The organism is Chloroflexota bacterium, assembly GCA_016875875.1.
Taxonomy (GTDB): Bacteria; Chloroflexota; Dehalococcoidia; order GIF9; family UBA5629; genus 9FT-COMBO-48-23.
Genome location: VGOP01000005.1, coordinates 1 through 19,814 on the forward strand (window position 1 = coordinate 1; position 19,814 = coordinate 19,814).

Here is a 19,814-nt window from a genome sequence, read left to right on the forward strand (position 1 = left end):
CGCTGCCGAGGCTCTGAAGAAAATTGAAAGCCAGAAATACAACCTCATCCTGGCGGATATCAAGATGCCGGGCATGAGTGGCGTGACATTATACAAGCGTATTCAAAAGATAGATAAATCGCTAGCCCGGAGGGTGGTCTTCATCACCGGCGATATTATGGGCGCCGATACTGAAAAGTTCCTCTCCGAGACTAAAGTTGCCCATATTGACAAGCCTTTTGATGCTGAGCAGTTAAGCACAGAGGTAAAGCGCGCTTTAGCTGGCGGTCATTAGAAGGTAACGCTCGGCTGCACCTAAGTCCACTTTGTTTAGGGGCGAGTACGATAACTATCTGGGGTGTCCATCAAAGGTATTCAGCCCGGCTTATAAAGTTCCTTCTAATCGGTTAATGACCAGGCCGGTGGGCAATTTGGGGTAGAAGTAAGTTGATTTTCCCGGCATTTTGTCGTTGGCATCAGCGATTGCCTTAATGGTTGCCACTGGGATGGGATTCAACAGAAAAGCCAGTTGATGCTCACCGCTTTCCACCAATCTGTGAGCCTCTATAATATTTGGGATATAGGTAACACTGCTGCTTTTGTCGAGGGCCATAAGTTTGTCTATAACAAGGTGCTGAACAATGCTGACATCTAGCCTTTTATAGACTTCGGAATGCCCCTTAGGCATTATTTCCTTGAGTGCTGATGACTGGTGGAGTTTCAGGGCTAGAACATTGCTTGGCTCCATCCCTAAGACCCTTGTAATGGCTCCTCTTACCTCAGGCAAACCAGTTTCACCTAATGGGGCAGATTCCACTTCGAAAAGATTTTCCAAATGTTTTTTGAATTGAGCTATAGTCTTGGGAGATATGTCACGTACCAGACGGTGGACTGGCAAGACTGTGAGCCCGGGATCAAAGAAGGATACCAGCGTCATCATGACAAAATTGAAGGCTTCTTCACCGGTGCCAGACGAAGTTTCTCGTCGTCTTTCATCCCGATAAGCTAGTGCGGTTTCGTAACGGTGATGTCCGTCGGCGATATAAATAGGCTTGGAAGCTAGGAAGTGGCTGACTCTCTGGACGAATTCAGGTTCGTTAGCTACCCAGAGCTTGTGTGTTTCACCAGCTTCGGTAAAATCAATCGTCGGCTTACGACTGGCCTGTGAGGCTAATAACTTGGTAACTTTATGTCCTGGGTCTTCATAGAGGCCAAGGAGCGGACTGAAATTGGCGGCGCAGGCTCGCATCAATTCCAGGCGGTCGCTTTTAATCCCGGGAACAGTATTTTCATGAGGAAATATAATATTTTTCTCCCAGGGCTCCAGTCTGACGCAGGCCGTTAGGCCTAGACGCTTTCTTCTGATATTTTGATGGGTGAAGCTGTGTTCGTGAATGTAGAATGAAGGCACATGGTCAATCACCAAAACTCGGTCTTTTAGCCATTGATTGAAGGTAGCGCTGGCCCGGCTGTGTTTATTGCTGGTTTTCGTATCCTTGGGCAGCACCATCCCATGCTCGAGACGAATGACGTTGTACTCGCTTCTCTCATAATAGGCTTTCTGCTCTTCTGGAGAAATAACATCGTAGGGCGGGCAAATAGCTGACGCCATATCTTCGATAATTTCTTGATTGTAACGTGTGCCTTTAAAAGGACTGATCTCAGCCAAGTGTTTCCTCCGATTTATAGTAATTTCTCAAGACCATCCCGCCAAGCCTCCCCCATATGTTTTAGAGATAAGTTTATGTAGCCTTTCAATATCAGTCGTCTGCCACCTACTGTCCCAAGTTTTGTTGCTGCTATCTGATAATGAGCGGCGAGCCTCTCTAGTTTCCAGACGGATTTTGGTGCTATTGAGACTACAATCCTCGATTGAGCCTCACCGAAAAGAGATGCATCCAGTCTCCCTTCGGTCTCCCAGTCATAGCTAACAAAGCCGAGGCCGTTAGCTAGGCAACTCTCTGCCAGGGTAACGCCTAGTCCGCCTTCTGAACAATCATGGGCAGAATTTATGAGCCCTCGTCTGATTGCCTCCAGACAGCAGCGCTGCAACCGTTTCTCCATCCCTAAATCAATATAGGGGTTTCCCCTTATTATACCGTGAGCTAACTCGAGATATTCGCTGCTGCCAATACTGCTGTCAATGGTTTGGTTATCGCCCAGCAAAACCACAAAGTCTCCTTCATTTTTGAATCCAGAAGTGCAGTGTTTGGCTACATCATCGATAAGCCCGACCATTCCGACTACCGGAGTCGGATATATGGCTTCGCCTCTGGTCTCGTTGTACAGGCTGACGTTGCCACTGATAACCGGAATTTTCAGTTCTCGACAGGCTCGAGCCATGCCAGTGATGCACTCTTTCAGTTGATAGTAAACGTCGTCTTTCTCTGGATTGCCGAAGTTGAGGCAGTCAGTGATAGCCAGGGGCTGAGCCCCGCTGCAGGCCAGGTTTCTAGCTGCTTCAGCTACAGCGATAGCACCACCGAGGTAAGGATTGACATAGCAGTACCGGGCATTGCCGTCGGTAGTTAATGAGATGGCCTTTTCTGTCCCTTTAATGCGCAGCACTGCCGCGTCACTGCCGGGGAGCACCACAGTGTTGTTGCCCACTTGGTGGTCGTACTGGCGGTATACACAACGCTTGCTGGCGATGTTAGGCGATGCTAGCAGATGGAGGAGAGCCGAGTTCGCGTTCCTCCGCGATAAATCGGGAATTGAGGTGACATCAAAGTCTTGTAATTTGTTGAGCCACTCCGGTTTTTTAACCCGCCGTTGGTAAATGGGTGGTGAAGTCAGCAGATTTACAGGCACCTCAGCCACCACTTTTTTGCCCTCTCTAATTCTGGCTAAGCTATCGCCAGTCACACGGCCGATTGTATCTGAGTGCAGGTCCCACCGGTCAAATAGAGCCTTTACCTTGCCTTCATAGCCTTTCTTAACCACCACCAACATCCTCTCCTGTGATTCAGATAGCATAACCTCGTAAGGGGTCATGCCTTTTTCACGGCGTGGCACCTTGAGGACATCGATTTCAATACCGCCGCCACCCCTGGCAGCTGATTCCACGGCTGAGCTGGTCAGTCCTGCCGCACCTAAATCCTGCATGCCGGCAATCCAATCCGTTTCAGCTAGTTCAAGGCAGGCTTCTATGAGCAGTTTCTCCAGAAAGGGATTGCCAACTTGGACTGTAGACCTCAGCTCTCGCTCCTCCTCAAACGTCCTCGAAGCCAGACCGGAGGCACCATGGAGTCCGTCACGGCCGGTATCGGCTCCTACTAGAATCAGCAAGTTGCCTTCTCCGTAAGCTCTGGCCTTAACCAGTTTATCGGCTTTGGCAATGCCCAGACAAAGTGCATTTACCAGCGGGTTGCCTGCATAGCAATCGGCAAAATAGATTTCGCCGCCCACGTCAGGTATCCCCAGGCAGTTGCCGTAGCCAGCAATGCCGCCGACCACCCCGCCGAAAAGGTATCTGTTGTGAGCGTCGTTCAGAGTACCGAAGCGAAGCGAATTCATAAGGGCAATCGGTCGAGCTCCCATGGTGAAAATATCACGGACGATGCCACCTACGCCGGTGGCTGCGCCTTGATATGGTTCAATTGCCGACGGATGATTGTGAGACTCTATCTTCATCACTACCACCAGCCCATCTCCGATGTCCACCGCTCCAGCATTTTCCTCACCGGGCTTGACCAGTACCCGTTTGCTTTTGGAGGGCAGTTGCCTGAGCAAGGCTTTCGAATGTTTGTAGCCGCAGTGCTCGCTCCACAGCGAGCCGAACATACCCAGTTCGACCTCACTCGGCTCTCTACCAAGCTTTTCAACAATAAGCTGGTATTCCTTCTCGCTCAGCGCGACTTCATCGAGTATTTCTTTAGATACTGGCAATGATTGACTCCCAGATTAAGTTACCATCAGTTTTGTAGGGACAGACCTTCAGGTCTGTCCGCCATGTTATCTTCTCGGACAGGTCTAAAGACCTGTCCCTACATTTTGTCTCATTAATGGCATCTGATATAACCAATGATTGACTCCCAGATAATATTACCATCGGTACTACCGAGTAGCGGCTCACAGGCTCGCTCAGGATGCGGCATCATGCCTAACACGTTGCCCTTCTTGTTGATAATACCGGCGATGTTGTTCATTGAACCGTTAGGGTTTGCCGGTTCGGTTATCCTGCCTGCTGGAGTCGAATAGCGGAAGATAATGCGTCTATCAGCCTCCAGTTCAGCCAGTGTGTCATCGTCTGCGTAGTATCTGCCTTCGTAATGGCCGATAGGAATCTTGAGCACCTGCCCGTTTTGACACTTTGAGGTGAAAACTGTCGAAGTGTTTTCTGTCTTGAGATGCGTCCATTGACAGCGGTATTGCAGGTTGTCATTGGTCAGTAAGGCGCCGGGGAGTAGCCCTGATTCGCACAGTATCTGGAAGCCGTTGCAGATGCCGATGACCAGCTTACCTTGAGAAGTGAAATGCTCTAACGATGTCATCACCGGGGAAAACCTGGCGATAGCTCCAGAACGCAAGTAATCACCGTAGGAAAAGCCGCCGGGCAGGATGACGCAATCATACTCGGAAAGGTCTGTCTCCTTATGCCAGATATAGTTAACTTTCTGTTTCAGGATATCGCTGAGGGCATAATAACAGTCTCTGTCGCTCCAGGTGCCGGGAAAGATAATTATGCCGAACTTCATGATTATATATCCCGAAGAATAACAAAGATGGCGGCACTCTCTGCCGCCAACTATTATCTATGAGATAAGGGCGAAAATTCAATACCTAGGTGTTGCTCAGCAGCTCTGAGACAACCTCACTAACTTCTTGCCCTTGTGCTCTTCCTCTAAGCTGGGGCATAAGCTGGGACATAACTTTGCCCTTGTCCTTCGGGCTCGTTGCCCCCAGTTCGCTGATTACCCTACGTGCTGTGGCTACGATTTCTTCCCGACCCATCTGCTCGGGCAGATACTCTAGAAGGATTGCCAACTCCGCCTTCTCGTTAGCCACTAAATCTGGGCGGTTGCCTTTTTCGAAAGCCTCAATGCTCTCACGTCGCATCTTGGCTTCTTTATCTATAACAACTAATGTCCCACTGTCGTCTAAAGTTTTTTGCTGGGCAATTTCGGCGTTTCTTATACTAGCTAGAACCAGACGGAGCACCGAACAACGCCGCTTGTCCCTTTCCCTTAATGCCTGTTCTAGGTCAGTTCTAATTTTCTGAGCCATAGTCATCTTCTAGCTGCTCCTGGTGCTTTTTCGCCGTTTTGCCGCCTCCTTCCGCTTCCGCTTTACACTTGGCTTCTCGTAGAATCCACGACGGCGTGTTTCGCTAATGACACCTGCTTGTTGCACCTTCTTGGTGAAACGCCGTAGCAGGCTCTCAAAGCTTTCTCCTTGTGAAAGTCTTACTTCAGGCACACGAAATCACTTCCTTCCTAAACTAATTAAAAATACCTGCCCAACACAGGTAATCGGCAAAGACAAATTTTAACCCTTCTCCTTCGTAGTGTCAAGGCGAAGATCATAAAAACTAGCTGGGTGGTGTAAAAACTACATGCTGTGCTAATCAAAAGAATTACTTAACTGGATGCCACCGAGTTTGGGTTGGCATTTCAGGGTGACTGGGCATATAATAAGTGGCACAAAAATCTGACTAAGAGGAGGTAGCGATGGCTGTTTATCTTATGTTGACAACTCTCACTGGGGAGGGCAGAAAAAAAATGGAGGAGTATCCTGAGTGGCTTAAGGAGATTAATAAAGAAGTGGAATATATGGGGGTTAAAATACTGGCTCAGTACGGACTTCTGGGACAGTATGATTTCGTCAATATCGTCGAGGCACCGAGCGATGAGGTTGCCGCTAAATTGGCGATACATCTAAGCGCCCGAGGTGGCCTTCAGACCTTGACCTTGACCGCCATACCCCTGGATAAATTAATCGCCACGCTGAAAAAGAAATCAGAACCATTTTAACACGTTACTTTACAATCGCACTTGCATTCTTACTGTGGCCTGATTATCTGGATTTAACCTTTGAAGGGGAAATATTGAAAGGAGAGATAGAGATGACTGAGAACAAGAAGGTGCTGCTGGAAGTAGAGGACAAAGTGGCGATGATTACGCTTAACCGACCTGAAATTAGGAATGCCGTTGATGGTGGTGTGCTCGAGGGGCTTAGAGCGGCTGCCGAGCATATACTGTCTCAGACTGAAATCCGAGTTGCCATAATTACCGGGGCGGGCGACCGCTCTTTCACCTCTGGCTTGGATCTCAAGGCAGCCATGTCAGGCGAGGGCATAATACCTACCCATGCCGTTCGCTCCGAATTTGAAGCCCTTCAAATGGCGGGGCAAATTTACACCATATTTGAGACGCTTCCTGTACCTGTTATAGCGGCAATAAACGGCTACTGTTTGGGCATCGGCCTTGAATTGGCCCTAGCTTGCGATATCAGGCTTGCCTCGGAAACGGCTATCTTTAGTCTGCCCGAAGTGCAGATGGGCAGTATACCTGACGTTGGAGGTACGCAGCGCCTGACTAAGATTGTTGGCGCTGGGAAAGCTAAGGAGCTTATATTTACCGGCCGGAGAATAGATGCTGCTGAGGCTTTGAGGATCGGGCTGGTGCAGCATGTTTATCCGCTGGATAAGCTTATGGAGGAAGCCAGGAAACTGGCTCAGGAGATTGCCTCCGTCCCCCCGGCGCTAATCCAGGGCGCTAAAAGAGCCATCAATGTGGCTGTGTCTTATCCCCTGGATATAGGCTTATGCTACGAGGCAAGCACAGCGGTCAGCTGCCGGCAGGATATAAGGCAGGGTTCAGCTTCCCTCCTGGAGAAATCCAAATCAGCCTAGCATGACTGTTGAGCAATCATTCGTTTGTCAATGTTGTTACACAATATCAACAAGAGTGTTTCATTCGAGGTGGCATTGGTGAAATAGCGGCGTGCCGAATCATAAACTCGCGGTCGTCTCGGCATCTGTAACATAGAAAGGTACAATAACTGCCAGCAGGGGGTATTAAGATGACAAAGATAAGACAGAGGAAACTACAACAAGTTCCACAGAGCTTGGTAACAGGTGGTCAGTTCAATTTCGGCACCTTTAACCGCCAGTTTCGGAGGGTGAATCCGCTCGACGCTGAAAAGCCCTTGGGTATCTGGTTACCCAAGCCGTTGCTCAACTTTAGGCTGAAGGAGTGGCAGGCATTCCAGCTTGGTAATAGCAGATGGTTCATGCTTGCAGTGCTATACAACGCCAAGGTCTCTGCGCTGGCTCAGTTTATTGCATATGATAAGGAGCGTAAAAAGAAATACTTTTTCCAAAAAATGCTGCCCTCGTGGAAAATAAAGGTACCTGATTCGTTGTGGGATGCAAGGCAAGCCTACCGTGATCAAGATTGCCTCATCGAGTTGGTGAGCCAGCTTGGTAGAGGGCGGTTCTATATAGACGTACAGATACGTGGTTACAAGGGGCTGCCTGATGTTGCGGCACATTTCGAAGCATTTCATGATGATGGGCTGGTCGAACCGATAGTGGTTTCTATTCCATTCGGTAAGAACAGGGGAATGTACTCTCACAAATGCCTCATGCCCATGCAGGGCGGCCTCTCCATCGGGGATGAGAAGGTCGAGTTTTTACGCCAGGAAAGTTTCGCTATTATCGATGATCACAAGGGGTTTTACCCTTACGTGATGAAGTATGACTGGGTAACTGCTGCGGGCTTCGATGACCGGGGGCGATTAATCGGGTTTAACCTGACCGATAACCAGTCCATAGACCCCGAGAAGTTCAACGAGAATTGCCTGTGGCTTGATGGTAGGCTGGACTTACTACCGCCGGTGAAATTTAGCAGGCCAGACGGGGTTGAGGGCGACTGGTTGATACGTGACAAGTACGGCATGGTGGATTTAGTTTTCAAACCTGTCACCATGGGCGTGATCAACATGAATTTCCTTGTCCTGAAGGTGAAATATAGGGGGCCATTTGGCTACTGCAACGGATTTATTAAGGACCGGGCGGGTAATAAGGTGATGTTAAAGCAATATTTCGGTATGGGTGAGGAGAAATATATCCGGGGATAATTGTAGTTGAGACCTGCTCCAATTTACCCGATGCAGAATTTTACCTTCGGTGTTTATACAGTTCCTAATGTAATTTGACCGGGAAAAGGCAAGTTTGAAAGGAGAAAAAATAAACATGGGCATAGCTGATAGAGACGAAGTAAAGCAGATTTTTGAATATCCTATCCTAGAAGCAATAGCCCGACGGAGGTCGCGTAGATTTCCGCTTGGTTGTACTTTGCCTGATGGCGCCTTGCAGCACGCTTCTCAGAAGCCGCCTGTACCGCTGAATGACATCGAGACAGCTATACTTTGCTGGTCGGGAGCGGGGATAACCGGGGCAATTACCGGTGACCTTTCTACGAAAATAGGCGGCAGCGCATTTGGCACCTGGGTGGGAAGAGCTACGCCTTATCCGAGTAACGTACCTAATGCTAAGCTGTTCTTCACCAACGACAACGGCACCTTTGTTTATGACCCCAAAAAAGCGACTAAACCTGTGGAAATAGACGCCGAAGCCGACAGGGAAAGGATAATGACCTACTACAAGGAGGATTGCGTTAAAGTGCTGGATGAGAGGGTGGAGTTTGTGCCCAGAGCCCTCTTAGGGGTCATGCACTGGAATACTAACCAGCCGGGTACCACCGTTTTTATTCCCATTATCGACCAGTCGGAGGAGTATATTAACTTTTTACTCGCTATCTTCGCAGTCGAAGGCTATGGTTACAAGTTATTCGATGATATGAAAGGACAGTCAGCAGGGCTGCAGGAATGGATTGACGCCGGCAAGCTGAAAGGTCCTCAGGTTCCTCTGGCGTCATTTGAAAATAGCCTGATGCTGAGCGACTTGGCTCCGGCGTATTTGATACTGGAGAATATACATCTTGTCGCTGAAGCCATGGGGCTCGGCTCGGTGATGTTTGGCGGTTACACCGGACAGATAATGCTGGGCATCACGCCGATGAGCAAAGGGCTCGGTTTCCGAGCGCAGATAGGGAAAGACGGCAGGCCTAATCCTGTCGGTCTGGATAAAATTTACGAGGCTTATTGCCCGCCTTATTACAAAGATATGAACGAGGCTGTGGACGCCTTCGTTGACAAGAAGTTCGGTAGCGGTGGTTCCCATACTGCGGAATATAAAGGAGCTACCTCATTCAAAGATTGGAAGACGATTCAGTCGGACTTCAACATTCCATCCAAGACGTCTATAAACCAGGTTAAGTCAATCTGTACTTATGTTTATGAGACCTACGGCAGATTTCCAGCCACCATCGATACAAAACTGCTGCCGGTCTGGCTCCAAGTCCATCATCTAGACCTGGATTTCTACGATAAAAACTTTGCCAAGGGAATAGTGACCAAAGAGCAGAGACAGCACATGCAGCTCTGGCACAAATAGCGGTTGCCTAAGTAGCTATTCAAACTCGTTCTTGGATAGTGCTGTAAAAACGATAGCTGCTATCCCCAAGACCCAAGAGGGAAAGAAGGCAGCTATAGAGCCGGCAAGTGCCATGCCCCAATTTTTCCTCTGCAGTGCGTAGATGCCGCCCACTATAGCTAGTATTCCCACTATAGCCAATGGTATAGCCAGTCCCATGAAAAGAGGTGGTAAGAACCTAGGCACGTCTGGTATCATTCTCATGACACCGCCGCCAATAGTCAGGCCACAGACCCCGATGAGGCCTAAGCTACCAGCAACTATGTCCAGAATTCCCGCTGCCATTGGCATCCATGTCTTTTTGCCTGCCATTTGTTACCTCCTTCGTTTAATTATTCTTGGTGTGATTGGTGTTTCCAGTTTCTAATAATACTATTTACCACAAGGAGCTTAGAATGTCCAGTGATTGTACTTGTCCAATGTGTTACTGACACTTCGCTTACTTGCATTTAGCCTGTAGTGGCGGGGTTTTAGTCCCACCTCGCTCAGCTACAATTACGCTAAAGGGAGTGTGGGGGGCATTCTGTTTTGGTTTAGGCGAGTGTATAATCATTGCAATACAGAAAGGAGAGCAATGCGAAGAATACGCAGGGCAAGAGGATGTCGGCCTAGGATACTCATCAACATAATAATAGCGATAGTTGTTATCGGCATAATATGGTTTGTGCTCACGAGATTCCTGTGTAGATGACGGGAATTTAGCTGTGCCAATCCGCCACGAGTGTGCAAAACCATTCACTATTGCCTATATATATTTTAATGTAGCCCCGACCCTTTAGGGTCGGGCTTTAATTCAAGAACGCAGTCTTGAACCAACTCCAGAGCTCTGCACCGTTCAGTTCCCAAATGTACAAGTTTAAGCCTTCATTTTCCGCTAGATTCCTTGATTGCCTTACAGAATCCAGAACCTTCTCAGCATCTTCCTTGGGTAATGGAGTAGGGTAGGCGTTCTTATAGACCAAAAAATATTTCTCGAATTGATTCTGCACATCCTCGGCGCCTAAGGCAGCTGCTGAGTACCTGATATACAACATTCTCTCGGGCCATATACTAGGTTCATAACCATCTTTTTTTGCCGCTTCTTTAAAATCACTAAGTATGTTCAGGAATTTGGCATAGTTTTTGTCGTAGGAGAAGGTATAGAGCAAACCTTCCTTGGCCAATGTTGGATTGGGATTTAAGAAGTATCCAACAATAGGAATTCGTACCGTTTCGCCAGCAATTTGTACACTCATCAAGAAGTGTGCGTCAGCATAACTTTGACTAATCTTGCCTAAGTCATTCTTGACTATCATTTTTCCGTCCAGTTCTGGCTATACTCGTCTATATCTGAATAATATGAAGTGATGAGTGGCAGGTTGGTCTGCAGGGCAATATTGTAGGCTTTTTCAGCGATTATATTAGCGTTTTCGGCAGCGGCCGAAGCCTTTTCAGAAGCGGTCGTAGCTTTATCCGCAGTATCTGATGCTTGGCAGCTTACCTTCCAGCTGCCAATAGCCGCAATGGCTAATACACACGTTGCAATTATGTATATTTTTTGAAGTCTATTGCCGTTCATTGGGAGTCGGCGCCACTCCTTTCATTATAACACATATGATACATTCCAAAGATATATCGCACTTGCCTCTATGAAACCATTCGCTAATAACTGTTAATTTGACGTGTATTGGTTTGGTGGGTTAACCTAGCTTTGTAAGCAAATGAATATGACATCAGTGCCGCTGCTTAAAGCTCTAGCTGAGGCTGGAGTTGGCTCCAGAAGGCGGATTGCTGATGCCATTAAAAATGGCCGGGTGGAAGTGAACGGCGAGCCGGTTGAGAACTTCCGCCATCCGGTGAATCCGGAGACTGACCGCGTCTCGGTGAATGGCAAAATGGTTGACCTTGAGCCAAGACGCACAGTCTATCTAATGGTCAATAAGCCAGCGAATATCCTAACAACTACCAGCGATGAGCGAGGCTGCAAGACGGTTCTGGATATCCTGCCTGAGAAATATCGCCACCTGAGGTTATATCCCGTGGGGCGTCTGGATAAAGACAGCACCGGCCTCATGCTCCTGACCAATGATGGTGACCTCACCTATAAACTCACGCACCCCAGATTCGAGCACGAGAAAGAGTACCTGATTCACATAGAAGGCAGGCTTAAGCCAGACGAGCAAAGAAAGCTGGAAAGGGGCGTTGAGCTTGAGGATGGCATGACCTATCCCGTGGTCGTTAAAGAGATGAAAGCACCACCGCCGTTTAACTACAGCATAACCATGCACGAGGGCAGGAAGCGGCAGGTGCGCCGCATGCTGGCAAACCTCGGTTACCAGGTGCTGGCACTCAAGCGCATAAGGATGGGCAGTCTCACACTGGGCAACCTCAAGGAAGGTGCCACCAGAGAACTAATCCCTGAAGAAGTCCGCGCGCTCTTAGCTGCCAAGCCACCAAAATCCGCAGGCCAAGGTAGAACATAGCCATCCGCCGCTTTTCTTTACCAAAAGCCGTCGCATTAGTATCGCATCTAAACAAAAAGGCTTTCATTTACGTTCTTATGTTTGTAACGTGGTGCATTGGCTTCAGAGGCAGCTAAGCTTATTTAATGGGTGCAAACTGAGAGCGAGTACGGATATGGAACATATAGTAGCGTGTCCAACGTGTAACAAACCAAACAGGTTTGGTGAGCCATTATGTGGGTTTTGCGGTCAGAATTTGGCATATAGATGCGCTCATTGTCATGTTGATATTGACCCAAGCATGACTTACTGTCCGCATTGTGGTGAAACGTCATTAGTATGGTCAATTGAGCAAAGTCTGGCAAATGATGAGCCATCCGAAAAACCGGATTTTGTCCTGGAACTTAATTGACCTGGTGTACCTCCGCACAATTTCACAACCATAAAACCACTCACTAACAAGCTGTATCCTTATTAGTATCACAGCGAATCACTTTATCTCATATATTGTTGGCGGTTTTTCACCGCTGTTATTCGGTTATCTATCAGGCGAGTATGTTTTAGTTTCGTCTTGCCTGGCAATCAGCACCATAGTTTGGATTTACTTGGGTACTATGATTTCTACAGCATCAACATAGATAATTGGCGTTGGCGGAGGTTCTGGCCCTCCTGTCGTTACATCTGCGGCTGGGTTGCTTTCCCCGGAGGGGCTAATAGTCAGAATATGGTCAGCATATATTAAATCTGTTGCTATGCTTGTGATCTTGTTTTGAGGGGTAGCTGCGTATGCATCAATACTTGGATAATCCTTGCCGTCAATCTTGATATCGGTTATACCGCAAAAGGGAGCAGTTACATGTACTAGGGAAATACCAGTTCCCTTAAATTTAATATCAACTTTGGGAATAGCAACACCGCCATAGCCTTGAAAAGTTATAGCCCAAGAGCCACCACTTGCCCGTTCGTCTTTATCTCTCCGCCATCCTTCGTCAAATTTAAATGAGGGGTCAGTTTCTTCAATGCGTATTTTCTCGTAGCTGGGTGCTGGAGCGGGAGGTGAAACGGGCTCTGTTTCGGGTTCTTGTGACTCAGTGGTTGGAGGTGTTCCTGATGGAGGCAATGGACTTGGAGTTGATGCAGTACAGGAAATAATCATCAAGGCCGCAGTCAACATGCAAGCCACTGCCACATAAGAAAAAGCTTGTTTCACTTGTCTTTTACCCCCTTTCTGATGCTTTAACATTCTATATATAATAAATTCATTTGGCAAGAATGCACGTAAGCCTCGGTTTCATATCTGATGGCTGTACCGTCGGCAAACTTGGGCAAGAAACTGGGGCATTATTGGGTGGTCTTAAACTTAGATTACAGGAGAAAGAGAAAGCCGAAACAAAGAAGAATCAAATGGTAAAAGTCATGCAGATTGTTTAGTAAAACAGAAAACCTATAGCAGTCAATTGCTCACTATTGCCCAATTCTAATATAATATCGGCTGGATGCCAGCGTAGCTCAGTGGTAGAGCAGCGGTTTCGTAAACCGCCGGTCGTCGGTTCGACTCCGACCGCTGGCTCCACAGCTTCAAAAATGCCCCACAAGGGGGTTTTGTCCACAAAATGAGGTGAGCCAAAGATGAGAAAATGGGGTTATGGCATAAACTCAATCCACATGACAGCACAGATTCACACCGAAGAATCTTCATGGTGGGTATTTGCCTTAGACAGGACTATCGAATGGCTGTGTGGCATTATCCCCCATATTCGCTTTCCCAAAGTCAAAATGAGGCTTAAGGATGCTGAAGAAATTGAATTCAATGATGGGAGCAAATGGACAACACTGCAGGATTGGTACGGCAATACAAGCCACTTCTTCCATCTGCATGTTCACCTTCCAGTGTTCTATTTCTGTCAAAGAAGGATCAAATTTAAATCTATAGAAATTGATTACGACCGGGCCAGAGAGATGTTTTATGAAAGCGATAAGAAATTTTGGGATGAGGTAGTTGCATACGCCGCCGAATAAACCAAAACGATCCTTTCCCTTCGCATGGGAGTCAAAACAAACAGACTAACCTACTGAGTCCACCTGCGCTGTAGCTACCTTACCCTTGCCCCTTGGCTTCAAGGTGATGTGCAAGTCAGCATCCAAAGCTTTGGCAACATCTGCAAGCGAAGCAAGGGTCGGGTTTGCCTCACCCCTCTCTAGCCTTGAGATAGCAGCTTGTCCCGTTCCTATCTTAGCAGCCAACTCTTCTTGACTCAGTTTGAGTTCCATGCGTCGCCTTATAATCGACTCAATCAACTGGAACTCTGGCCCCAGTGCCTCGTATTCCTTACGGAATTCATGGTCAGCCAAGAACTTCTTCTTTACGTCCTTATATAGTCTCATGTTTCTTCCCTCCAATAGCTACTTAAACCTTGATTCGTAATCTTGCTTCCTCCTCCTCGCCTTCTCAATCTCTCGCCGTGGTGTTTCCTTCGATTTCTTGCTGAAAACGTGAAATATGGCCAATCGCTTGCCTTCATAAGGATAAAAGAAAACACGATAATAACTCCCCGCATGCAAGACCCTCAATTCAAAAAGGTCATAACCCTCAAGCTTGGTTATATAATCCCTCAAATCGCTTAGTCCGAATTTCTCCAGTAAGTCCAGCCATTTAAATATTTTTGCCCCTGCTTTCTTAGGGAAACGAGCAATATCATCTTCAACCGGAGACTCACCTCTCTCCGTGACGTAAAACTCTAAGCTCCAATTCATTATCACTCAGTATGACATATATATCATAATTTGTCAATCCTCTTAAGTCCACCTACAACTGTCGGCGCTAACTCAACCCTGTCTCTGTTAATAGTTGAAGAACCTATACCGGAATTACTTTGAATTTCCCGCCATTTTTCGCTATAATTTCCCCGAAATTGACCAGGAGGTTAATACCCTAACCACGCAAATCAGGGGCGGAACTGTGAAGCTATTTGGTGGCGGAAACAGTCAAAATCAAATCTAGACTTCGTAAACCGCCGGTCGTCAGTTCGACTCCGACCGCTGGCTCCACCGAAATCGGAAGGCAATTTCAGTCGTTTCCTTATTCCTGCCCTGTGTTCTAGGCAGATAACAAGTTGAACATTTAGACTATAGACATGAAACGAGAAACTTGGCATCAATTAGCCATGACAGAGAAATGTGAAACCAGTATTAATGGGCAGGCCATCACATATGCAGTAAAGCGAAGCCTTAGGGCAAAACATGTCCGGCTAGAGGTGAGACGAGAGACGGGGCTTACAGTAGTTGTTCCTTATTATTACAAGATTGGGCAACTACCTGGACTTTTAAAATCGAAGGAACGATGGATTTCAAGTAACCTGGCAAGATGTAGCCAGCTCAAAGCGCTTTCTGCAGAGAAGGAACTCAGGAGTGGTGATACCGTCCCGTATCTTGGTCGAGACTTGAAGTTGGTCAAGCGGGAAAACCACAGTGGCGTTGGAGGTGTAACGCTAGAGGGAAATACACTGGCAGTGAGCAACGAATTGTTCAAAAATGGTGTTTTGGAATTGGCTTTGGAACAGTGGTATCGGACAGAGGCTACTAAGCTGATAAGCGAGAGAATAGATAAACTGAGCTCTCAGATGGGCATTAGCTACAAACGAATTGTCATACGAGGTCAAAAGACCCGTTGGGGCAGCTGCTCTCATAAGAAAAATCTTAGCTTTAACTGGAAACTAATAATGGCGCCGGAACCTGTGGTCGACTATGTCATCATCCATGAGCTTACCCATCTGAAAGAGATGAATCATTCAGGGAGGTTCTGGGAACTGGTAGCTCAGCACTGTCCCAGATGGCGAGAGTATAAAAAGTGGCTCAAACAACATGAGGCAGACCTTACTACCAAGCTCTGTGCCTGGAAATAGTCATGATTGTACATTATGCTTTTTTGCGTGGGAAAAGAGGACCTCTTATCTCTGTGGGGTGAAGCCGCCTGGCTGCCCTCTAACAGGAACATTACAAAGCTGATGGTGGTGGCCTCTATGTCTCTGGCTTCTCCAACATCTCCTTCATCGGTATCCAGTAGTAGTCACGCCATCCTTGCGCGATGTCCTGGTAATGTTCCTCCGGGACTTCTGTCTGGGTGAAAGTGAGTCGCGTTACGCCTTTAATTTCTTCGAGTATGAAAGTAGCCTGTGAATAGTGGCCTTCCGGCCAATCGCTGTATCGCCACGATTGAATAATCTTATGGTCCGGCACCAGCTCAAGATTTACCCCCTCGATATCACCCTCGTAAATGCTGAATTTGCTGCCCACTTCTCTGCTTATTTGCGCTTTCGAACCGGTAAGCTGTGAGTGTTTCTTCGAATCCATGAGAGTCTCGTATACCTCATGCGGAGTAGCTTTAAACGTCACTGTCTGGCGAATTGTTTTTGTCTTCATTTTGCTTATTTCTCCTAAGCTAACTTCTGCGCCTACCTAGCTTGTATAAATTGTATCATCAATAAATAGCATCAAACAGTTCGTATTGTTGCTCTGCAGGCCAGCAAAAGTCACCCCAGGTAGTCTACGAACTTGCGGCTGTGTCTGGGATGGCGCAATTTTGCCAGTGTCTCTTTCTCAATCTGTCTTATCCGCTCCCTGGTAAAGCCTAGTTCTGTGCCCACCTCTTCGAGAGTTCGGCAGCCTTCGCCGTCCAAACCAAACCTCATCTCGATGATGCGGCGTTCGCGGGTTGATAGTGAAGCAAGTGTCTTTGCTAGTTGCTCCCTGAGTAGGCCACTAGCAGCTTCGTCAGCGGGCTTTGTTAATGCCTGGTCCTCGACGAAATCGCTAAGTTGCCCTCCTTCATCACCTATGGGTGTTTCAAGGGAAATCGACTTGCTGGCATTCACCTGAAGTAACAACTCCAGCTTTTCGGGCGAAATTCCCATTTCAGAAGCCAATTCCTTGCTCGTCGGTTTTCGGCCGTACTTTTGGTATAACTTCTGACGTATCTGTACCAGCCTCGTCATGTTATCAGCCATGTGTACCGGTATTCGTACGGTGCGTATTTGTTCGGAAATAGCTCGGCTTATTGCTTGTCGAATCCACCAATGCGCATAGGTGCTGAATTTGTAGCCTCGACGATGATCGAACTTCTTAACAGCCCGCATTAGCCCGATATTCCCCTCTTGAATAAGGTCAGCCAATGGCATACTCCCAGCCCTATACTTTCTGGCCACGCTAACCACCAGCCGTAAGTTGGCTTGAATCAAATGGCGAGTTGCCTGGCGGGCACTTTCTCTTATTCGCTCGAAGTGAAGACCTATCTCCGGTTGAAGCCTCTCTAGCTCACCTTGAAATCCTGGCGAATCCACTTTCTGCTCAAGCTCGGCTGGTGAGCTTGCTCTCACCAATCCTACTATAACGTCCCATGGAATCAGCCGACTATCGAGGGACAGCTGAACTAGCCCCGGCGTGGTTTGAGCCTCACTTGCTCCGATTACGAGTGCTATGGCACTAGATAGTTGTTGGTCTATATGGCCATCAATTGCGCCTCGCAAGTTCGGATGCAACACCGTTTTTGCTATTCCTTCAGTCGACTGAAGGTTAAGATGCTGACACAGCGCCTCGAAAAGCGAGCCTGATTTAGAGAGACGCTTCATCAGTTCAAGCAGTAAATCAGTTTCTGATGGCGGAAAGCCATGTTTAGCAACCAACTCTTGCTCAAGCTGAGACAGATATTTACCATCCTCTATCGAGCTGCCAAGCGTTTTTTCCTCCTTAGCATTGAGAAGAGGGGTTTGGCCGCATTCAGCGAGATATAAATTTATAGGATCCCCAAAAGGTTCGATTTCTACACCTTGAGAAACGCTCTTAACCTCAGGGAATTCTTCCTCGTTATCAATCCCCAAACTAGCCATATGTAACTCCTCGTCGGAGAGGAGTTGCTCTATATCTTCAACGCTCTTTAAGACCATTTGTATCTCCCGCTAACTTTGCCGTTCCTCACCTTTTCATGACCTCAAGCATATAGACCTGTATAATTTCGCATGGACGGTGTAAAGAGCCGAAACTTGTGCCGCTTAAACAGCGACTACCTCTTTAACTTCAGGCACTTGCTCTTTAAGCACTCGTTCGACGCCATGCCTCAATGTCATTGATGCCATAGGGCAACCGCCACAGGCGCCAGTCAACCTTACTTTGACTATACCATCGCTGGCGTCCACAAGTTCCACGTTACCACCATCCGCCGCCAGGCTAGGCCTTATTTGATTCAGAACTGCTTCCACTTTCTCGCGCATGCTATGTCTCCTCTCTGTTCGTTATTAGACCAAATCCTTTTTCTTCTCTTCGTACTCTTTCTTACTTATCTCACCCTGCGCATATCGCCTCTTGAGCACTGCCAGAGCTGAGTCTGTTGCCGAAGAATCACAGTACCTTTGGTTGTTTAGACCACGGACCAGGGCCACGATTCCCCAGATAATCAGCCCCCAGAAGAGAATCATCGCCAGAGGCATAAACCATCCCCATCCTAATCCTCCCATCATCCATGGTCCCATCATGCCCCAGCCGGTTCCTCGCCATCCCGAAATACCTCCCCATACCAGGGGAAGCACTATCAGAATTGCCAGTACAACACCACCGACAATAATGCCTATCCTAAGATTCTTGTTCATAGTTCACCTCCAATTTCTACTATAGAGATTTTAGCCCAAACCAAAATCACTGTATGCGACTTTTATCTCATTAAACAGAAATAGCCAAAGAAGGGACAATGGAAAGTGGCGGGGACATTTATAGGTGGTATCTCAGCTTGACCTTAGGATTCCTCAATAACTATTTCGAATGGGAAGCTTAATGCCCCAGTGAGGCAAACGGCTTCGCAATCAATGCACCAATCGCACTCCTTTGTGGCAATCAAAGTAACAACGTTGTCAATCAGTACTAGGGCACCGCATTGGCATACGCTAACACATAAACCGCACCCGTTACACTTTTTGGGGTCTATCACAGGCAGTTCATTCATTGCTGTGAATATCCATTTTTAATATTTTAATGATGGAGGCCATCTTTGTATGTGACCTTTGTCTCACGAAGGTGCCTCCATTATCTTTTTCAGGATTTCTTTGTTGGTAATTATTATTCGATGGCGATCAAACTTGATGGCACCTTCCTGTTCTAGAGTTTTGAGCGACCTGCCAACTATCTCCCGGACGGTACCTGCCATAGCTGCCATGTCCTGCTGGGTGAGCCGCTGCCCAGTTCCTGTTCCATCACCGGCGTACTGGAGAAGTATCTTGGCTATCCTGCCGATAACATGTTTGAAGGACAAATCCTCCACCAATGATAGAAGGTAACGTACCCGACTTGCCAGTATTTTGATGACATTCAAGGCTACATGTGGGTGATCCCGAAGGATAATCTCCAGGTTGCTCTTTCTTATTCCGTAAAGAACGACAGACCCCATGGATTGGGCAGCAGCGGGATTTGGGCCGCCATCAAACGCAGCGACATCGTTAAACGAGTCGCCAGGGCGTGCGATATTCAGGATCTGCTCCTTCCCCTCAGCGGAGGTCTTCAGAACTTTCACCACGCCTGAGACGACAAAATATAGCACCTCATCCAATTCGCCTTCGAGCAGGAACATCTCTCCCCTCTCAGCCTTTTTCTCGAAGAAGAACTTGGCGACTGAATCAAGGTCAGTAAGGCTGAGGTCAGAAAAATATGGAGTGCGCTTTAGGAAATCGGTTTGAATAGCCATATCCTGATAACTAATCCTAGTTACAATGTATGTTTTTGTCAACATTGCTGATGTGCGGTGCTGGTCGGTTTTTGTTGATAAAAACGAATCTAAATAAAGGTGAGTTTAATGGATAAGTCTCAATGAATTCAAGATTTTTAAAAGAAATAAATTCAATCAGCTAAGACCGACC

The 19,814-nt window shown here is 47.5% G+C and carries 26 protein-coding genes and 1 tRNA gene; 10 read left to right on the top strand and 17 right to left on the bottom strand.

Going from position 1 to position 19,814, the window contains the following annotated elements; translation table 11 throughout:
• Window positions 1-274, top strand: a 274-nt coding sequence (locus FJ023_04765; protein ID MBM4446650.1) for a response regulator, incomplete at its 5' end; no start/stop codon positions are given.
• Window positions 275-364: 90 nt separating this feature from the next.
• Here FJ023_04765 and FJ023_04770 read toward each other — a convergent pair.
• The 5 genes from FJ023_04770 to FJ023_04790 all read right to left on the bottom strand — a co-directional run bounded on the left by FJ023_04770 (window position 365) and on the right by FJ023_04790 (window position 5,397).
• Entirely contained in the window at window positions 365-1,672 is a 1,308-nt protein-coding gene (locus tag FJ023_04770) for a DUF1015 domain-containing protein (GenBank protein ID MBM4446651.1), read from the bottom strand.
• Complete coding sequence (purL, locus tag FJ023_04775; protein ID MBM4446652.1) at window positions 1,663-3,867, bottom strand: phosphoribosylformylglycinamidine synthase subunit PurL; 2,205 nt, start codon at window positions 3,865-3,867, stop codon at window positions 1,663-1,665. Before purL ends, FJ023_04770 begins: the two co-directional genes overlap by 10 nt.
• A 113-nt stretch (window positions 3,868-3,980) precedes the next feature.
• A complete protein-coding gene (gene purQ, locus FJ023_04780) occupies window positions 3,981-4,676 on the bottom strand; it encodes a phosphoribosylformylglycinamidine synthase subunit PurQ (GenBank protein MBM4446653.1) in 696 nt (231 codons plus the stop codon).
• An 85-nt stretch (window positions 4,677-4,761) separates the two neighbouring features.
• Complete coding sequence (locus tag FJ023_04785) at window positions 4,762-5,211, bottom strand: GatB/YqeY domain-containing protein (GenBank protein ID MBM4446654.1); 450 nt, start codon at window positions 5,209-5,211, stop codon at window positions 4,762-4,764.
• Between the two features lie 3 nt (window positions 5,212-5,214).
• A complete protein-coding gene (locus tag FJ023_04790; GenBank protein MBM4446655.1) occupies window positions 5,215-5,397 on the bottom strand; it encodes a 30S ribosomal protein S21 in 183 nt (60 codons plus the stop codon).
• 251 nt (window positions 5,398-5,648) lie between these two features.
• Between FJ023_04790 and FJ023_04795 the strand changes: the two genes are divergently transcribed.
• The 4 genes from FJ023_04795 to FJ023_04810 all read left to right on the top strand — a co-directional run bounded on the left by FJ023_04795 (window position 5,649) and on the right by FJ023_04810 (window position 9,439).
• Entirely contained in the window at window positions 5,649-5,951 is a 303-nt protein-coding gene (locus FJ023_04795) for a GYD domain-containing protein (protein ID MBM4446656.1), read from the top strand.
• A gap of 92 nt (window positions 5,952-6,043) precedes the next feature.
• Window positions 6,044-6,832 carry an enoyl-CoA hydratase/isomerase family protein gene (locus FJ023_04800; protein ID MBM4446657.1) on the top strand — a complete coding sequence of 263 codons (789 nt, stop codon included), beginning with the start codon at window positions 6,044-6,046 and terminating at the stop codon, window positions 6,830-6,832.
• A 170-nt stretch (window positions 6,833-7,002) separates the two neighbouring features.
• Window positions 7,003-8,061: a DUF2804 domain-containing protein gene (locus tag FJ023_04805; protein ID MBM4446658.1), complete on the top strand. Its 1,059-nt coding sequence runs from the start codon at window positions 7,003-7,005 to the stop codon at window positions 8,059-8,061.
• Between the two features lie 115 nt (window positions 8,062-8,176).
• The gene (locus FJ023_04810) at window positions 8,177-9,439 is read left to right on the top strand and encodes a hypothetical protein (GenBank protein MBM4446659.1); all 1,263 of its coding nucleotides are present in this window, start codon (window positions 8,177-8,179) and stop codon (window positions 9,437-9,439) included.
• A gap of 15 nt (window positions 9,440-9,454) precedes the next feature.
• On the opposite strand, the gene FJ023_04815 is transcribed toward FJ023_04810, so the two are convergent.
• The 3 genes from FJ023_04815 to FJ023_04825 all read right to left on the bottom strand — a co-directional run bounded on the left by FJ023_04815 (window position 9,455) and on the right by FJ023_04825 (window position 11,036).
• A complete protein-coding gene (locus FJ023_04815) occupies window positions 9,455-9,790 on the bottom strand; it encodes a hypothetical protein (GenBank protein ID MBM4446660.1) in 336 nt (111 codons plus the stop codon).
• Window positions 9,791-10,266: 476 nt separating this feature from the next.
• Window positions 10,267-10,773 carry a hypothetical protein gene (locus FJ023_04820; protein ID MBM4446661.1) on the bottom strand — a complete coding sequence of 169 codons (507 nt, stop codon included), beginning with the start codon at window positions 10,771-10,773 and terminating at the stop codon, window positions 10,267-10,269.
• A complete protein-coding gene (locus FJ023_04825; protein ID MBM4446662.1) occupies window positions 10,770-11,036 on the bottom strand; it encodes a hypothetical protein in 267 nt (88 codons plus the stop codon). The genes FJ023_04820 and FJ023_04825 overlap by 4 nt, the downstream gene beginning before the upstream one ends.
• A 142-nt stretch (window positions 11,037-11,178) precedes the next feature.
• On the opposite strand from FJ023_04825, the gene FJ023_04830 reads away from it, so the two are divergent.
• On the top strand, window positions 11,179-11,940 hold the full coding sequence (locus tag FJ023_04830) for an rRNA pseudouridine synthase (protein MBM4446663.1): 762 nt from the start codon (window positions 11,179-11,181) through the stop codon (window positions 11,938-11,940).
• A 154-nt stretch (window positions 11,941-12,094) separates the two neighbouring features.
• Window positions 12,095-12,331, top strand: a complete 237-nt coding sequence (locus tag FJ023_04835; protein MBM4446664.1) for a hypothetical protein — start codon at window positions 12,095-12,097, stop codon at window positions 12,329-12,331.
• 189 nt (window positions 12,332-12,520) lie between these two features.
• On the opposite strand, the gene FJ023_04840 is transcribed toward FJ023_04835, so the two are convergent.
• A complete protein-coding gene (locus FJ023_04840) occupies window positions 12,521-13,129 on the bottom strand; it encodes a hypothetical protein (protein MBM4446665.1) in 609 nt (202 codons plus the stop codon).
• A gap of 288 nt (window positions 13,130-13,417) precedes the next feature.
• Between FJ023_04840 and FJ023_04845 the strand changes: the two genes are divergently transcribed.
• Both FJ023_04845 and FJ023_04850 read left to right on the top strand, forming a co-directional pair.
• A tRNA-Thr gene (locus FJ023_04845) sits at window positions 13,418-13,492 on the top strand.
• Window positions 13,493-13,548: 56 nt separating this feature from the next.
• Entirely contained in the window at window positions 13,549-13,938 is a 390-nt protein-coding gene (locus tag FJ023_04850; protein ID MBM4446666.1) for a hypothetical protein, read from the top strand.
• Between the two features lie 45 nt (window positions 13,939-13,983).
• Here FJ023_04850 and FJ023_04855 read toward each other — a convergent pair whose 3' ends face one another.
• A complete protein-coding gene (locus tag FJ023_04855; GenBank protein ID MBM4446667.1) occupies window positions 13,984-14,304 on the bottom strand; it encodes a helix-turn-helix transcriptional regulator in 321 nt (106 codons plus the stop codon).
• An 18-nt stretch (window positions 14,305-14,322) separates the two neighbouring features.
• On the bottom strand, window positions 14,323-14,673 hold the full coding sequence (locus FJ023_04860) for a type II toxin-antitoxin system RelE/ParE family toxin (protein ID MBM4446668.1): 351 nt from the start codon (window positions 14,671-14,673) through the stop codon (window positions 14,323-14,325).
• Window positions 14,674-15,053: 380 nt separating this feature from the next.
• Here FJ023_04860 and FJ023_04865 point away from each other — a divergent pair, with 380 nt between their 5' ends.
• Window positions 15,054-15,821, top strand: coding sequence for a M48 family metallopeptidase (locus FJ023_04865; protein MBM4446669.1), 768 nt, complete (start codon window positions 15,054-15,056; stop codon window positions 15,819-15,821).
• Window positions 15,822-15,936: 115 nt separating this feature from the next.
• Here FJ023_04865 and FJ023_04870 read toward each other — a convergent pair whose 3' ends face one another.
• The 6 genes from FJ023_04870 to FJ023_04895 all read right to left on the bottom strand — a co-directional run bounded on the left by FJ023_04870 (window position 15,937) and on the right by FJ023_04895 (window position 19,687).
• Window positions 15,937-16,338, bottom strand: a complete 402-nt coding sequence (locus FJ023_04870) for a hypothetical protein (protein MBM4446670.1) — start codon at window positions 16,336-16,338, stop codon at window positions 15,937-15,939.
• A 110-nt stretch (window positions 16,339-16,448) separates the two neighbouring features.
• Window positions 16,449-17,858 (bottom strand): sigma-70 family RNA polymerase sigma factor, encoded by a 1,410-nt coding sequence (locus tag FJ023_04875; GenBank protein ID MBM4446671.1) that lies wholly within the window; start codon window positions 17,856-17,858, stop codon window positions 16,449-16,451.
• 105 nt (window positions 17,859-17,963) lie between these two features.
• Complete coding sequence (locus FJ023_04880; GenBank protein MBM4446672.1) at window positions 17,964-18,182, bottom strand: NifU family protein; 219 nt, start codon at window positions 18,180-18,182, stop codon at window positions 17,964-17,966.
• A 24-nt stretch (window positions 18,183-18,206) separates the two neighbouring features.
• The gene (locus FJ023_04885) at window positions 18,207-18,443 is read right to left on the bottom strand and encodes an SHOCT domain-containing protein (protein ID MBM4446673.1); all 237 of its coding nucleotides are present in this window, start codon (window positions 18,441-18,443) and stop codon (window positions 18,207-18,209) included.
• 257 nt (window positions 18,444-18,700) lie between these two features.
• Entirely contained in the window at window positions 18,701-18,907 is a 207-nt protein-coding gene (locus FJ023_04890) for a 4Fe-4S ferredoxin (protein ID MBM4446674.1), read from the bottom strand.
• Between the two features lie 63 nt (window positions 18,908-18,970).
• Window positions 18,971-19,687 (bottom strand): Crp/Fnr family transcriptional regulator, encoded by a 717-nt coding sequence (locus FJ023_04895; protein ID MBM4446675.1) that lies wholly within the window; start codon window positions 19,685-19,687, stop codon window positions 18,971-18,973.
• Window positions 19,688-19,814: the final 127 nt, after the last annotated feature.

Coding starts and splice junctions, on each gene's coding strand:
- purQ (MBM4446653.1), bottom strand. CDS start 4,676: ATGAAGTTCGGCATAATTATCTTTCCCGGCACCTGGAGCGACAGAGAC.
- FJ023_04785 (MBM4446654.1), bottom strand. CDS start 5,211: ATGACTATGGCTCAGAAAATTAGAACTGACCTAGAACAGGCATTAAGG.
- FJ023_04795 (MBM4446656.1), top strand. CDS start 5,649: ATGGCTGTTTATCTTATGTTGACAACTCTCACTGGGGAGGGCAGAAAA.
- FJ023_04800 (MBM4446657.1), top strand. CDS start 6,044: ATGACTGAGAACAAGAAGGTGCTGCTGGAAGTAGAGGACAAAGTGGCG.
- FJ023_04805 (MBM4446658.1), top strand. CDS start 7,003: ATGACAAAGATAAGACAGAGGAAACTACAACAAGTTCCACAGAGCTTG.
- FJ023_04810 (MBM4446659.1), top strand. CDS start 8,177: ATGGGCATAGCTGATAGAGACGAAGTAAAGCAGATTTTTGAATATCCT.
- FJ023_04815 (MBM4446660.1), bottom strand. CDS start 9,790: ATGGCAGGCAAAAAGACATGGATGCCAATGGCAGCGGGAATTCTGGAC.
- FJ023_04820 (MBM4446661.1), bottom strand. CDS start 10,773: ATGATAGTCAAGAATGACTTAGGCAAGATTAGTCAAAGTTATGCTGAC.
- FJ023_04825 (MBM4446662.1), bottom strand. CDS start 11,036: ATGAACGGCAATAGACTTCAAAAAATATACATAATTGCAACGTGTGTA.
- FJ023_04830 (MBM4446663.1), top strand. CDS start 11,179: ATGAATATGACATCAGTGCCGCTGCTTAAAGCTCTAGCTGAGGCTGGA.
- FJ023_04835 (MBM4446664.1), top strand. CDS start 12,095: ATGGAACATATAGTAGCGTGTCCAACGTGTAACAAACCAAACAGGTTT.
- FJ023_04850 (MBM4446666.1), top strand. CDS start 13,549: ATGAGAAAATGGGGTTATGGCATAAACTCAATCCACATGACAGCACAG.
- FJ023_04855 (MBM4446667.1), bottom strand. CDS start 14,304: ATGAGACTATATAAGGACGTAAAGAAGAAGTTCTTGGCTGACCATGAA.
- FJ023_04860 (MBM4446668.1), bottom strand. CDS start 14,673: ATGAATTGGAGCTTAGAGTTTTACGTCACGGAGAGAGGTGAGTCTCCG.
- FJ023_04865 (MBM4446669.1), top strand. CDS start 15,054: ATGAAACGAGAAACTTGGCATCAATTAGCCATGACAGAGAAATGTGAA.
- FJ023_04870 (MBM4446670.1), bottom strand. CDS start 16,338: ATGAAGACAAAAACAATTCGCCAGACAGTGACGTTTAAAGCTACTCCG.
- FJ023_04875 (MBM4446671.1), bottom strand. CDS start 17,858: ATGGTCTTAAAGAGCGTTGAAGATATAGAGCAACTCCTCTCCGACGAG.
- FJ023_04880 (MBM4446672.1), bottom strand. CDS start 18,182: ATGCGCGAGAAAGTGGAAGCAGTTCTGAATCAAATAAGGCCTAGCCTG.
- FJ023_04885 (MBM4446673.1), bottom strand. CDS start 18,443: ATGATGGGACCATGGATGATGGGAGGATTAGGATGGGGATGGTTTATG.
- FJ023_04890 (MBM4446674.1), bottom strand. CDS start 18,907: ATGAATGAACTGCCTGTGATAGACCCCAAAAAGTGTAACGGGTGCGGT.
- FJ023_04895 (MBM4446675.1), bottom strand. CDS start 19,687: ATGTTGACAAAAACATACATTGTAACTAGGATTAGTTATCAGGATATG.